The organism is Oceanobacillus polygoni, from assembly GCF_008304605.1.
Classification (GTDB): domain Bacteria; phylum Bacillota; class Bacilli; order Bacillales; family Amphibacillaceae; genus Oceanobacillus; species Oceanobacillus polygoni.
Map to the genome: position 1 here is coordinate 397959 of NZ_PIJY01000024.1, position 13942 is coordinate 411900.

General features: G+C 38.7%; 17 protein-coding genes. 10 read left to right on the plus strand and 7 right to left on the minus strand.

The genetic code is table 11. The features are described from left to right. Positions 1–228: 228 nt before the first annotated feature. From F1560_RS11105 to F1560_RS11115, 3 genes are all read left to right on the plus strand, one after another. The gene (locus F1560_RS11105; RefSeq protein ID WP_149474680.1) at positions 229–1779 is read left to right on the plus strand and encodes a Na+/H+ antiporter NhaC family protein; all 1551 of its coding nucleotides are present in this window, start codon (positions 229–231) and stop codon (positions 1777–1779) included. Between the two features lie 153 nt (positions 1780–1932). Continuing rightward, the gene (locus tag F1560_RS11110; protein ID WP_149474681.1) at positions 1933–3468 is read left to right on the plus strand and encodes a sodium-dependent transporter; all 1536 of its coding nucleotides are present in this window, start codon (positions 1933–1935) and stop codon (positions 3466–3468) included. After that, positions 3468–3575 carry a methionine/alanine import family NSS transporter small subunit gene (locus F1560_RS11115; RefSeq protein ID WP_149474682.1) on the plus strand — a complete coding sequence of 36 codons (108 nt, stop codon included), beginning with the start codon at positions 3468–3470 and terminating at the stop codon, positions 3573–3575. Before F1560_RS11110 ends, F1560_RS11115 begins: the two co-directional genes overlap by 1 nt. Positions 3576–3629: 54 nt before the next feature. Here F1560_RS11115 and F1560_RS11120 read toward each other — a convergent pair whose 3' ends face one another. Next, on the minus strand, positions 3630–4598 hold the full coding sequence (locus tag F1560_RS11120) for a M23 family metallopeptidase (protein WP_420874406.1): 969 nt from the start codon (positions 4596–4598) through the stop codon (positions 3630–3632). 46 nt (positions 4599–4644) lie between these two features. Next, positions 4645–5220, minus strand: a complete 576-nt coding sequence (locus F1560_RS11125; protein ID WP_149474683.1) for a YhcN/YlaJ family sporulation lipoprotein — start codon at positions 5218–5220, stop codon at positions 4645–4647. Positions 5221–5523: 303 nt separating this feature from the next. Between F1560_RS11125 and F1560_RS11130 the strand changes: the two genes are divergently transcribed. After that, entirely contained in the window at positions 5524–5799 is a 276-nt protein-coding gene (locus F1560_RS11130; RefSeq protein ID WP_149474684.1) for a YutD family protein, read from the plus strand. A 214-nt stretch (positions 5800–6013) separates the two neighbouring features. Here F1560_RS11130 and F1560_RS11135 read toward each other — a convergent pair whose 3' ends face one another. The 3 genes from F1560_RS11135 to F1560_RS11145 all read right to left on the minus strand — a co-directional run bounded on the left by F1560_RS11135 (position 6014) and on the right by F1560_RS11145 (position 8275). Further along, positions 6014–6364, minus strand: a complete 351-nt coding sequence (locus F1560_RS11135; RefSeq protein WP_149474772.1) for a DUF2200 domain-containing protein — start codon at positions 6362–6364, stop codon at positions 6014–6016. A 103-nt stretch (positions 6365–6467) separates the two neighbouring features. After that, on the minus strand, positions 6468–6680 hold the full coding sequence (locus F1560_RS11140) for a hypothetical protein (protein ID WP_149474685.1): 213 nt from the start codon (positions 6678–6680) through the stop codon (positions 6468–6470). Between the two features lie 149 nt (positions 6681–6829). Then, the gene (locus tag F1560_RS11145) at positions 6830–8275 is read right to left on the minus strand and encodes an amidase (protein WP_149474686.1); all 1446 of its coding nucleotides are present in this window, start codon (positions 8273–8275) and stop codon (positions 6830–6832) included. A 127-nt stretch (positions 8276–8402) separates the two neighbouring features. On the opposite strand from F1560_RS11145, the gene F1560_RS11150 reads away from it, so the two are divergent. The 3 genes from F1560_RS11150 to F1560_RS11160 are packed head-to-tail and all read left to right on the plus strand — an operon-like array spanning position 8403 to position 10299. Further along, positions 8403–8840 (plus strand): DUF86 domain-containing protein, encoded by a 438-nt coding sequence (locus F1560_RS11150; RefSeq protein WP_149474687.1) that lies wholly within the window; start codon positions 8403–8405, stop codon positions 8838–8840. A gap of 11 nt (positions 8841–8851) precedes the next feature. Further along, positions 8852–9487, plus strand: a complete 636-nt coding sequence (locus F1560_RS11155; RefSeq protein ID WP_187773701.1) for a helix-turn-helix transcriptional regulator — start codon at positions 8852–8854, stop codon at positions 9485–9487. 41 nt (positions 9488–9528) lie between these two features. After that, on the plus strand, positions 9529–10299 hold the full coding sequence (locus F1560_RS11160; RefSeq protein ID WP_149474689.1) for a TIGR01457 family HAD-type hydrolase: 771 nt from the start codon (positions 9529–9531) through the stop codon (positions 10297–10299). Between the two features lie 57 nt (positions 10300–10356). Here F1560_RS11160 and F1560_RS11165 read toward each other — a convergent pair whose 3' ends face one another. Continuing rightward, positions 10357–10872, minus strand: coding sequence for a phosphatidylglycerophosphatase A family protein (locus tag F1560_RS11165; protein WP_149474690.1), 516 nt, complete (start codon positions 10870–10872; stop codon positions 10357–10359). A gap of 345 nt (positions 10873–11217) precedes the next feature. On the opposite strand from F1560_RS11165, the gene F1560_RS11170 reads away from it, so the two are divergent. Then, positions 11218–12183: a protein kinase family protein gene (locus F1560_RS11170; protein WP_149474691.1), complete on the plus strand. Its 966-nt coding sequence runs from the start codon at positions 11218–11220 to the stop codon at positions 12181–12183. A 23-nt stretch (positions 12184–12206) separates the two neighbouring features. Beyond that, on the plus strand, positions 12207–13172 hold the full coding sequence (locus tag F1560_RS11175) for a 2-hydroxyacid dehydrogenase (protein ID WP_149474692.1): 966 nt from the start codon (positions 12207–12209) through the stop codon (positions 13170–13172). Between the two features lie 44 nt (positions 13173–13216). On the opposite strand, the gene F1560_RS11180 is transcribed toward F1560_RS11175, so the two are convergent. Further along, the gene (locus F1560_RS11180) at positions 13217–13441 is read right to left on the minus strand and encodes a NifU family protein (protein WP_149474693.1); all 225 of its coding nucleotides are present in this window, start codon (positions 13439–13441) and stop codon (positions 13217–13219) included. A 166-nt stretch (positions 13442–13607) separates the two neighbouring features. Between F1560_RS11180 and F1560_RS11185 the strand changes: the two genes are divergently transcribed. After that, entirely contained in the window at positions 13608–13937 is a 330-nt protein-coding gene (locus F1560_RS11185; protein WP_149474694.1) for a YuzD family protein, read from the plus strand. Positions 13938–13942 lie beyond the last annotated feature (5 nt).

Consider the following 13942-nt stretch of genomic DNA (forward strand, 5'->3'; position numbering starts at 1 on the left):
GTAAAAAACAATGATGGTTATTTTCTGTCATTGTTTTTTTGTGTGCTTTTTATTAGAAAACTTGGCATGCGTCAAGCTTTTGGCGAATACCTTAGCTGCACTTATGCAGAAAGGGGAGTTATACTTTCTTTTCTGCTAATAGCAATCACATATGTTCGTATACCAGCATTTCGCCATCAATTCGTATCTCTAATACACATCTGAGATTATAAATATGGAGGGACTACAATGGAAGGTACCATTTATTCAATTATTCCAGCACTAATTATGCTTGTGCTCGTTATCGCGACGAGGAAAATTTTATTATCCTTAGGTTCGGGAATTGTAATTGGAGCGTTATTTATTCATGATTTTAATATTTTGCAAGCACTGAAGGAAATTGGGCTTGTATTTTATGAAATCTTTATTTCAGAAGGGGCTTTAAATACTGGGAATCTCCTGTTAGTTGGATTTTTATTATTATTAGGTATGATGACCGCATTTTTACAAGCATCTGGGGGAAGTAGAGCATTTGGTGAATGGATGATGAAACGTGTGAAAACACGTACTGGGGCTCAAGTTATGACCGGTATTTTAGGATTAATTATTTTTATTGATGATTATTTTAACAGTTTAGCGGTTGGGCAAATTGCAAGACCATTAACAGATCGTCATAAGGTTTCACGTGCAAAGCTTGCTTATTATATTGATTCGACATCAGCGCCAATAACTGTTATGGCTCCAATATCAAGCTGGGGAGCTTATATTATTGGAATTCTTGGAGGATTATTTGCTGCCAATGGAATCACAGAATACCAGCCGATAGAGGCATTTATCTGGATGATTCCGATGAATTATTATGCAATAGCTGCGGTCCTGCTTGTGTTTATCGTAGCATATTTTCAATTTAATATTGGCCCAATGCGTACCCATGAAAAGCGTGCGATGGAAACGGGCGAGCTTTTAAACCCGGAGCAGAGCACGGTTGCAGGGGATTTAAGCGATGTGTTTAAACCGAATGAAAACGGAAAAGTGTACCATTTATTTGTACCGATTGTGGTTCTTTTTGTAGCAACGGTTGTAGCGATGATCACAACTGGTATTGTAGCAACAGATGGTCGAGCTACGATCCTCGATGCTTTTGCGAATACAGATGTTAATTTATCCTTAGCAATTGGTGGAATTTCAGCTGTATTAACGTCATTAATTTTCCACATGGTTCAAGGAAAGCCAAAAGCAAATACAGCGAAAATATTTGCTGAAGGAATCAAAACGATGCTTCCAGCTATTTACATTTTAGTGTTAGCTTGGATGATTGGGTCGATTATTGGTACGTTGGAAACTGGGACATATTTAGCGAATTTAGTTAATAATTCCTCTATAAGTGTTAGCTATCTACCGTTAATTTTCTTTGTGATTGCAGCAATAATGGCACTGTCCACAGGGACTTCATGGGGAACGTTTGGTATCATGCTGCCGATTGCGGCAGAAGTAATGAGCAATACGAATATTGAGTTATTACTTCCAGCATTAGCCGCTGTACTTGCTGGCTCTGTGTTTGGTGATCATTGCTCACCAATTTCAGATACAACGATCCTTTCATCAACAGGTGCAGGTGCGAACCATATTGACCACGTTTTAACACAGCTGCCTTATGCAGTGATTGCAGCAGTTGTAGCAATACTCGGCTATTTATTGCTTGGGTTGACAGGACAAATCGTTCTTTCCTTGGCTGTTGCACTTGTGTTTCTATTTGGAGTTGTATTTGTGTATCGAACGGTTTTAGGTACTAAAAATTAGTTACAGGATATTTTGTACTGCTAAAGATGTGTTTTGGCTGCTTAGCCATGACACATCTTTTTTATTTAAAATATATAGAAGAGTAATTATTCCTAATATTTATAATACAAATAATATAGAAGCTTGTATAAATAAAAAAGGGGAGGTTTGTTTATGGAAACACGTTCTCAGTGGGGGACAAGGGCAGGTTTTATCTTGGCTACAGCCGGATCGGCTATCGGCCTTGGGAACATTTGGCGTTTTCCAGCAGTTGCCTATGAAAATGGTGGAGGGGCGTTTTTGATTCCTTATCTGTTTGCGTTACTTACTGCCGGAATTCCGATTCTGATATTGGAATTTACAATGGGACATAAGTATCGTGGGTCAGCACCATTAACATTTAAACGAATGCATAAGAAAACAGAGTGGATTGGCTGGTGGGGAGTTGCAGTAGCATTTATCATATCTACCTATTATTCAGTAATTGTTGCCTGGGCTATTTCTTATTCTGTATTCTCCTTTAACTTGGGGTGGGGAGAAGACACGCAAGGGTTCTTGTACGGCGACTACTTAAAATTAGCAGAAGTACCAGGGCAGATAGGGAGTCTAGTTCCTGGTGTGTTGATTCCTTTAGTAATTGTTTGGGCACTTGTCTTAGGTATCTTATTTAAAGGAGTTAAGAAAGGGATTGAAATTGCAAATCGCATTTGTATACCAGCATTAGTCATCATATTCCTCATTATCGTTATTCGAGCAATAACACTTCCAGGTGCCATGCAGGGATTGGACGCATTCTTTGCACCAGATATTGGACAAATATTTTCTCCTGATGTATGGATTGCTGCATATGGTCAAATCTTTTTTAGTCTATCCATTGCTTTTGCCATTATGATTACGTACGCTAGTTATTTGCCAAAAAAATCGGACATTACAAATAATGCTTTTATTGTAGGCTTTGCAAACTCTGGATTTGAATTGTTGGCAGGTATTGGGGTGTTTGGTGTATTAGGGTTTATGGCTTTGCAGTCAGGCTTACCAATTAATGAAGTTGTAAGTGGTGGGGTTGGCTTAGCCTTTGTAGCATTTCCAGCGATTATTAATGAATTCACAGCCTTTAATGAATTCTTTGGTGTATTATTCTTTATTTCTTTAATGTTAGCTGGGCTAACTTCATTGATTTCGATCACAGAAACATATGTATCCGGTGTAGCTGATAAATTTCAAATCTCAAGGAAAAAATCAGTGATGATCGGTGGTGGGCTAGCAGCGGTTATTTCGTTACTATTTGCTACTCAAGGTGGATTGTTCTTCCTAGATGTAGTCGATTACTTTATTAATCAATTCGGTGTGGCGATGCTTGGATTGGTTGAGGTTATCTTAATTGTTTGGATTCTACGTAAGGCGAAAATGTTCAAAAACCATGCAGATGGAATTTCGGATATTCGACTTGGTTCATGGTGGACGATAAGCTTAGGAGTTATTACACCAATCGTAATGGGGTATATGATGTATGGCTTGTTTAAGCAAAATTTATTAAAACAATTTGCTACGGACACGGGTAACTATGAAGGGTATTCCAATACATTTATTCTTGTTGGTGGCTGGTCAATAGCAATAGCAGCGCTAATCATAGGTATTATCATGTCGTTAACCAAATGGAAAAATAAGGTATCACCAGAAGAAGTTGACGAGAAGAGGGAGGCTAAATAATGAGTGGTGCATCAATCACTGTTATGATTATCGGAATGATCATTATTTGGGGTGGCCTTGTAGCAAGTATTTGGAATGCGATGAGAAAGTCAAAGCAAGCTGATTAATGAATAATAAAGGAGTCTTTACCATTTTTTATAAGGTAAGGACTCCTTCCATTGTTATCTCTTATCTCTAGCCATTCGCTCCCATTTCCGTAAATATGGATACGGGTCAAAGGACCATTCGCTATACCCATTATCTTTATACATTCCATAATGTAGATGTGGTGGGAATTTTCCTGATGTTCCTGGTGGGCCATAGCCTGTCGATCCGACACTCCCGAGAACATCTCCTGGCTTAACGACTTGTCCAAGCTTGATATTGTCGTCATAACCACTCATATGTGCGTAATAATGATAAATATTGAATATATCGCGGATTCCGATACGCCATCCCCCGTAGAGATTCCAGCCCATCATTTCGATCACTCCATATGTGGTTGACTGAACAGGAACACCGTAGTTAGCGAAGATATCTGTACCCTCATGGATACGTAATCCACCAAAACCTCTTCGATCACCCCACGTATTTCGATAACTATAATTGTGATTGATCGATACTGGGAAGTCTCGATCCGTTAAATTGATATCTTGGAACGTTTCGAATACCTTTGCTGTATTCATGATTGTTTGAACGGTTAAATCACGCTGATAGTGATTCCACAGTGCTATTTTTATATCATCTTTTGTAGGTCCATATTCTAAAATAAGCATCGCCATCGTATAAAGTACATCTTCTTCATTCGTTGGATCTGCCTTTCCGTCACCATTTCCATCTTTTCCTTTACCATCAAACGTGTCAATGATAGCTTCTTCTATGATTTGTGAGCTGTTTCCCGGTCCGAACCATAGCTCTGTTGGGAACCCAATGGATATTACTTGCTCAGGCTCATCACTATTTTTTATATTTCGCTCATAGTTATCAATGGCAGCAAAATAGTACCAAGGAATTTGTGTTAGTGCTTCAGTCTTTTTAAAAAGTGCCATCCGTTCATCATAAATCGAATCCTCATCCTCAGCATAAACAGAGCTAGCGTGCAACAAAAGAAAGGCAGCGATAACAATGGAAAAGATTATTCTGTTCGTCAATGTATTCACCTCCCGTACTCATTTTTTAGTGTTTTTGAATGAATGACTATTCAACAGCGTCTTTAATATTTCGATTTTCCTTTGATGTTTTTTCCATTTCTTTTATAATGGCGTGAATGGTGTTATCATAATTTCGGTTTTCCGATGTTGATCGATGTAGGCTTTGGATATCCTGCATGAGTGTTTCATTATCGGAAACATGGATATTAAAAAAGCTGGGCATGATAGATGCAGCAGTTTTCTCACTTACATCAGCTGCTTCCTCAGCTGAAAGTTCTTCATTTCTTTGATAAGCAATTAAAACTTCTTTATCTGTAACGAGTGTTGCTACTTCTTCAAAACCATCATTTCTAAGAATAATTTTCGTGATCATGTCAGCCATTTCGTTGCGATCGATGGTAAGCTGCTGTTCACCGTTCTCCATTTCATTATCCAATTGATCCTTCGTGTACCGAACATATCCTAGCTTTGAGCTCAGTTCATCATCGGTAGGTTCTGGCGTATTTCTTGTTGGATCCAATTCATCGAGTATTTGTTCCCGCTCACTTGTCGAATTATCAAATGTTGTACAGCCAACAAGGATTGTCGTTATCGTAAGCATCATAACAAGGATTGCTTTCATGTTCTTCCTCCTACATATAAAAGGTTGTTCAAAAAGTCCGGTGAAAATGACACATCGAATTACTTCGTTGGCTTGCTTCTCCGCTACTCACGTATTAATTGCATACGTTCCGTTGCTCAAAGCTACGCCGCCTCGAACTTCTTGGTCATTTTCATCCTCCTTTTAAACACGCAATTATAAATTGATTAGTTCTAGTTTCTTTAAAAAGGCGAAAATAATGCATGTAAATATTTCTGGTTTCTATATCGTGACGTATGGTAAACTAGAAGCAACATATGTGTGTATATAAGTGGGGTGAAACACTTGATTGAATTAAATGGTAAAAACTATGAGATTATAGAAAATATAAGAGAAGGCTTTCAAGAGGAAGCACTTAAAAATCGATATTCTGAAATATTGGCGAAGTACGATTATATCGTAGGAGACTGGGGCTATGAGCAGCTCCGGTTAAAAGGATTTTACAAGGATAGAAATGCAAAAGCGGCGATCGATTCCAAAATAAGCACATTAGATGATTATTTATATGAATACTGTAATTTTGGATGCGCCTATTTTGTGTTGAAGAAAGTACATAAGTAAAAGGTAGCAGTTCAAACACCTGAGCTGCTACCTTTTGTCGTCCTCGTACACGTACACACCATGTCTCGGATGAGACCCATCTATATGTCTTGATGGTGGTTGTAAGCTTTCGAAAAAAAGTAAAGTTTGATCAAAAGACCACTTTAAATACAGATCTTCGATTCTTTTATATGTTATAAATGGAATGAATCAGTGCTTCTTCAATGGTTAATTGTTATGTTCGCAAAATCTTTTCCATCTTTTTTCCTTTTGCTAGCTCATCGATTAGTTTATCCAAATAGCGAATTTCCTGCATCGTTGGTTCTTCGATATCTTCCACTCGAACACCGCAAATTACACCTTTGATTAAAGTCCGTGAAGGATTCAGTTTGGGAGCTTCTGCTAAAAAGGTCTCAAAGTCTGTCTGTTTTTCCAGTTGCGCTTCTAACGTTTCCTGGCTATATCCTGTTAACCAACAAACGATTTCATCGACTTCTGTTTTCGTACGTCCTTTTTTCTCTGCCTTCGTAACATAATGAGGATAGACACTTGCGAAACTCATTGTATAGATCCGATGTTTGGCCATAATAAATTTCATTCCTTTCACTGTGCTCAAGGCACAAAAACACCCCTTTAGACAATCTTATCCAAAGGGGGAAAGCTTCGCAACTTTTTAAAACGTTGCGACTTTATTTGAATCTATCCTGATTTTTATCGGGAAATGTAAATGCACTTGTGCGATATTGTCCCTTACCCCACGGTTCGGACTTACTTGTTACTTTCTCCTCATTGTTGATTGCTGAACCAGATGGCCCCTCTGGAAATTCTTCCGGAATTAACTGATTACGCTGCTGATCTACATTCGAGAAATCCGAAAAACGGTTGTTCTTTTTATTTGTCATAACATTACGCTTCCTTCCATGCTGCAAGTAGTGGTGTAGGTAGGAATAGTATTTGATGAAATTTGGATCATATTCGGTGGTGTTTAGCTTGTAAAAAGTTAACAAGCATTATTGAAACGTCTTTTTATAAGGAAAAACAGTCATTCCGATTACATGAATGACTGCTGCGCTGTTTCAGTTGTGTAAAGCACATATCCTCTAAATTTCTTTTCAATTAATCTTCCTAGGCGGAATATTGCATCTTCATTACCAGTGGAACTCATGATTTGAATGCTGATTGGCATATTGTTTTCATCGGTTCCAACAGGAATAGTTAATGCCGGAAGTCCCCATACATTTGCGTAGGCTGCATAGGGCATATACTGTAAAAATGTTTTTCGAATCGAGAAAATTTCCTTGAAAACTTGACCATGTCGGAGTGCCCCAGAATGATAAACGGGAAAAATGAGCAGGCGATTTTTTAAATACGTTTTTAATAATTCGTCTCCTTGTTCAATAATTGACTCGACTTCACGAATGCGCTTTCTTGACGGTCGAAACATTTTCGCACCCATAATGGCCCAGGAAAGATATGGATGTACCTTCGTTCGTTGCGTTAATTTTTCTTTAAAGAAAGAGGTGTAAACACTCGACCTGTCATTGTTATATGCTTCTTGTTCAATCAATTTACTCCCTTCCATTGACATTATTTCTTGCCAAATTAGAGCGCTGTCTCTGAAGTAGGGAGGAATAGATTGTTTCGTAGAGAAAGTCTTTTCTAGAAAAAGCTCCACTTGGTTAAGTATGAGTTTTGTTTTTTCTGATAAAGGATAATCAATCGTACTAGGTAAAACTTCAATTCGAAAGCGGTTTAAAGGCTTTGGATCTAAAGAAATACCCGAAAGAATCTGATAAAATAACCGCATATCTTGAACAGATTTCCCCATTGGTCCAATCGTTAGCATTCGGGCTTGAAGCGCATGTATAACAGCTGGAAAGTGACCATCGTTTGAAATGGTGAACATTCCGGGCTTAAAGCCGACTATTCCATTGAAATGTGCTGGAAAACGAATTGATCCGCCAATGTCCGAGCCAATGCCTGCAGCAGCTCCGCCTACAGCAAGAAGTGCACCTTCTCCTCCCGACGAGCCTCCAGCAGTTCTGTTTGTATCCCACGGGTTATTTGTTCTTCCGTATAATTTATTTTCTGTTTCCTGGCAGAAGCAAAGTGCAGGTGTATTGGTCTTTCCTAAAATAATTGCTCCGGCTTTTTTTAAACGTCCAACGACTTCGGCATCAACCCTGGAAATCAAATCCTGCCGGTGTTCCAAACCGCCTGTCGTTTTCATTTCTGCAACATGCAGTGATTCCTTTACTGATATCGGTACACCGTGAAGTGGCCCTTTTACTTCACCTCTAGCTAGCATCTGATCCAATTCATTTGCTTCATAAATTGCAGCATCAAATCGATCCTCAACCATCGCATTGATGTTTGGATTCACGTTTAAGATATGAGCAATATACGCTGAAACAGCAGCTTTGCAAGTAACCTGCTTATTTTGAATTGCACTTGCTATTGATGTTGCATCCATCGCAACAAGTTGACTATCGTTCATTGTGCTTCCCTCATTATAAAGTTGTAATTATTATGAATACAATCATCTTAAATATACCATGTTTCCATTCATAATCATACGTAATATGATATGATAAAATTATAGACAGATATCGGGGGTAATATGTATGTATTTCGTAGATCGTAGCAAAATTGAGAAAACGCTTTTATATGTAGATCAAATCTTAGAAGTACTAAGAAATCATCAAGCTACCAGCTTTACTGAGAAATTAAGCTTGGAACGTATGGTACATGTAAGTATTGAAGCGATGCTTGATGTCGGGAACATGATGATTGATGGATTTATTATGCGTGATCCTGGAAGTTATGATGATATCATTGATATTTTAGTGGATGAAAAGGTGCTGCCAGCAACTGAAGAAAAAGCATATAAAACATTGGTATCGCTTCGTAAAATGCTCATTTCTGAATATACTGACGTAAATCATGATGTGCTGCTGGAAGCGAAGGATGCATATCATACGGTATGGAGCGAGTTCAGTAGCAAAATTCGGACGTACTTGAATAATGAGCTAGGAGTAGCAAACGCATTTTCTAACGAGTGAAGGTGATGGTTATGAGTAAGCGCACACCAACAAAGCAACAGCTATTGAATATTTTAAAAAAGGCTAACAGATTAACAATTGCGGAGATCATGGTGCATTTCACTATTTCTGAAATTGCTGTGAGAAAACAACTCCACGAACTTGTACAACAAGGTTATGTTAAGCAAAAGTCCCATAAACAAAAGCTCGGTAGACCATATCTTACGTATGAACTTTCAGAGAAAGGTCATGAAACATTTCCGAACCAATATAAAACAATCCCAGTGGAACTCCTTGAAGATTTAGAGGAATTACAGGGTACACAAGCTGTTCGTGCGTTATTGGATAAGTATGGGGAACGGGAAAAAGCCTATATGGATAAAGTGATGCAGGAGGATGACCTGGATAAAAAAGTAGCTGAAATGGCACGAATTCAAAATGAACGTGGATATATGGTGGAGATTGAGAAAACGGCTGAAGGCGACTTTGAGATTCGAAATTTCAATTGCCCGGTCGCCGCCATTGCATCGTGTTATCATCAGATGTGTACGAACGAGCAAAAGCTTTATGAAGAACTTTTCCCTGAAAGTGAAGTCAGAGCGCATTCGTTTATTACACACGGTGATCACGTTTGCAAATGGACAATAAAAAATCCGAATGGAAGGTGACGTTGTTCATCTTCTTTTTGTTTCGAGAGGAGAGGTTTGATATGAGAAATTATAAAGGTTATTTAATTGACTTGGACGGTACGATGTATCGTGGAACAGAGGCGATTGCTGGAGCTGCTGAATTTATCAACGAGCTCCACAGAAAGGAAATACCTTATTTATTTGTAACGAATAATTCTTCTAAAGCCGCAGAGGATGTATCGAATAAATTAAATACGATGGGAATTAAAGCTGAGCCCAATCAAGTAGTAACATCAGCTCTTGCAACAGCTAATTACATAAAATCAATAAAGGAAAGAGCTGCATGTTTTGTTATTGGTGAAACAGGACTGCTCGAAGCATTGGAAGCAAGTGGAGCTATTATTACGGATTCGGATTGTGACTTCGTTGTAATGGGAATTGATCGACAAATAACCTATGAAAAATATACCAAGGCTTGTCTGACTATCAGAAATGGTGCAAAACTGATCGCTACGAATAGTGATGTCGCTATTCCAACCGAGCGTGGTCTTCTTCCAGGGAACGGTGCTCTCGCTTCTGTGGTTTCGGTTAGTACTGGAGAAAAGCCGCTATATATTGGTAAGCCAGAACCGATAATTATGGAAGAAGCACTTAAACTTCTCGGCTTATCGAAGGAAGAAACATTGATGGTTGGTGATAATTATCACACTGATATTTCAGCTGGTATACGTGCTGGAATCGATACGTTAATGGTTTTTACCGGGGTGACTCCATTTGAGGACTTAGAAACATTGGAGGTCCCACCAACGTATTATGTACATCAATTAACAGAGTGGCTAGATAAGATCTAGTCTAGCTACAGCTAAATAAAAAAGAAACACACAGATCAGTTTGTGTGTTTCTTTTCCTTAAGCATCCACATCATCCAACGCATCTGCATCGCTATGCGCTAATCTACTTGACGCAGCAGCTGCGATTGCTCCAACAATATCATCGAGGAATGTATGAATTTCACCGCTGGATTTATCATTTAGTTTTTTCAAAATACCAGGTTTTTGTTTATCAATATAACCGAAGTTCGTCATCCCGATTGATCCATACACATTAACGATTGATAGTGCAATTACCTCATCAATTCCATAGAGTCCTTCATCAATTTCTATCGTTCGCTGCAATGGCTGACTTAGTTTTTTCTGTTCAGCTAGCATATCGAGTTCAATCCCCGTTAAAATCGCATTTTGTACCTCGCGTTTTGTCAGTACACGTTCTACATTGTGGCGGCAATCATCCATCGATAAATCATTATGATATTTAGATTGTAAATAATAGACAAGCTCCGCAATATCTTCTACATTTACACCACGGTCGGTTAAGGCTTGTCTTGCTTTCACTTCAAGTTCACTTTTCTTCGTGTATTTCGCCATCAAATCACCTTTTCTTTATTATAGTTAAATTATCTTTGGTACATTCATACACTTTAAAAGGATGTTCAAAAAGTCCGGTGAAAATGACACATCGAGAACAGAGGATCTTCGACTAACTACCGACACGTATCCTGTGGAAGCTCGTTAGCTTGCTTTTCCGTGCCTCACGTATTAAAGGATTCAATGAACTTCTGTTAAAACCGTCCACGTCCTGTGGACAACACAGAAGTCACGACATCCTGTGGAAGCCCGGTACGGGGAGCTACGCGGCCTCGAACTTATCGGTCCTTTTCATCCTCCTTTTGAACAAAGACTTTAATAAATGAGGAAAAAGGGGAGATCGTTTTGCCACTAACAGAAATGCTCGCTATCTATTACCGTATCCATTCAGAAGGAAAAATATCATTCGGCAACAGAGAAGGGTACAAACAGGGTGATACAATCTATTTTACCATTCCAGGAAGAAACAAGGAAACAATTCTAACCGAACAAGCAGCATTGACCTATTTTTTAAAGGGAAATCCAGTGGAAATAATGACACTTCCAATTCCAAATTCACAAGGTGAATGGTTCACATCCTATGGTGAAAATTCATGGATGGTTATGCAAATGCAACAATTGGAAAGTAGAGAATATTCCTCGAAGCCCGCGGGTATTCGTCTTGCTGAATTTCATCAAATTGGGTCAACGTTTGGTTATGAACCTAAATCGATATCAAGCTATGGGAAATGGAAAGAATTATGGATAGAAAAATTAACTGCCTTTGAGGCTGGAATCGGGCGTGAAGCACAGGAGAAGCCATCCGATTATTATCGTATGTTAATGAATTTCTTGCCGTATATAATTGGATTAAGTGAAAATGCAATTCAATTTCTGCAAGAAAGTGAGCGGGAACGAAGAATACTTGAAACGGATCAAGGAACCATTACCTTTAATCGCTATGAATCGTTGAATTATCCTGTTATTTGGACAGATCAGCTCATGTACGATCATCCAGCGAGAGATATTGCTGAATATATACGTAGTACTATCCTAAATAATGACAAAGCAGAAAAAGTAATTTCTTTTTTAAATGACTATCAACAGGTAGTGCCAATTTCTGTGTTTGGTTGGCGGTTAGTCTATGCTCGTTTGCTTTTTCCAATCCATCTGTTTGATTTCATTGAACGAGGCTTTACTTCACCGGATATCAAAGGTTTGGAAAAAATAATCGAACAGCAAGCATTGCTTGAGAAGTTTTTGGGTGAATTTTTTCAACTGACAGGTGTGGATGCTGAAACTTGGGGGATTCCTGTGGTACACTGGTTGTAATTGGTTACAAAGAGAGGGATAACATGGGAAAAGCCACAATTTATATCACAAGAAACATTCCAGAAGCATTATTAAAACCGTACGAGGAAAGCTTTTCATTCCGAATGTGGGAGAGGGAGGATGTACGTGTACCACGAGATGTGCTGTTAGAGGAAGCAAAGCATGCTGACGGCTTGTTGACTGTACTCAGCGATAACGTGGACGAAGAGCTTTTAGCACAAGCGCCAAACCTAAAGGTTGTTGCCAATTTAGCTGTTGGTTATGACAATATTGACGTCGATGCTGCGAATAAACATCAAGTCATTGTTACAAATACACCGGATGTGTTATCAGAAACAACGGCAGATTTAGGGTTTGCACTACTAATGGCAACAGCAAGAAGAATTGTCGAGGCAAGTACACTTATTGAACAAGATAAATGGAACGAGTGGGCACCATATCTTCTTGCAGGAGCTGATATTCATCACAAAACAATTGGCATTCTTGGAATGGGAAGAATTGGTGAAGCGATCGCAAAACGTGCTACAGGATTTAATATGAACGTTCGCTATCATAACCGAAATCGAAAACCAGCAGTTGAGCAGGAACTCGGTGCTATTTATTCTAGTTTTGATGAGTTATTGAGTGAATCAGACTTTATCGTTTCAGTTGTACCATTAACACAGGAAACGGCGAATACTTTCAATCAAGTAGCTTTTGAAAAAATGAAAACAAGCGCGATTTTCATTAATATTTCCCGAGGGGGAGTTGTTGATGAGTCTGCATTACTAGAGGCATTGGATAAAGGGGAAATCCGAGCGGCGGGTCTTGATGTCTTCCGAGAAGAACCCATTCGATCTGACCATCCGTTTGTTGGAAGAGACGATGTCGTCTGCCTGCCACATATCGGTTCTGCGAGTGTGGAGACACGTACGACAATGATTCAGCTTTGTTTGGATAATATTAGTGCAGTTCTGCAAGGGAATAAGCCAAAAACTCCAGTAACATAAAAAAAGGCAGACATTTGATTGTCTGCCTTATACAATATATTTATTTAGAATACTTGTTCAAGCTCTTTAACGCCAGGAACTTCTGCAATTAATGCACGTTCAATTCCTGCTTTTAATGTGATGGTAGAACTCGGGCAGTTACCACACGCTCCCATAAGGCGAACGAGCACTACACCGTCTTCATCTACATCAACTAATTCAACATCTCCACCGTCACGTAGTAAGAATGGACGTAATTTATTTAAAACTTCTTGTACTTGCTCTTGCATATCCATCTAACCCCTTTCCATACTTCTATTATAGAATGACTTCCTATAAAAATCTATCTAAACTTTATTAAGTTCGTTTCAGTTACTTATAGTTTATCTTTTTACGAGGATTTTGTAAAATAAAAGAAACTAGGATAAGCTAGATTATAGGAAGGGGTGGGGTAGTTTGAATACCAAAAAAGTGACCATAACGGTTTATGGAGCAGAGCAAATCTGTGCAAGCTGTGTAGGAGCACCTGGCTCAAAGGATACGTACGAATGGCTTCAAGCAGCAATCGGTAGGAAATATATTGCTGACCCAATTGCATATGAATACATTGATATTAATCAGCCGCAGGATGTGGATAAACATCAGGCATTCGTTGAACAAATTTTTGAGGAGGATTTATTTTATCCAATTGTTTTTGTGAATGATGAAATGGTAGCAGAAGGGATCCCACGCTTGAAAACAATCTATCAATCTTTGGATAAGCATGGTGTACAACTACAGTCTTAGAAAGT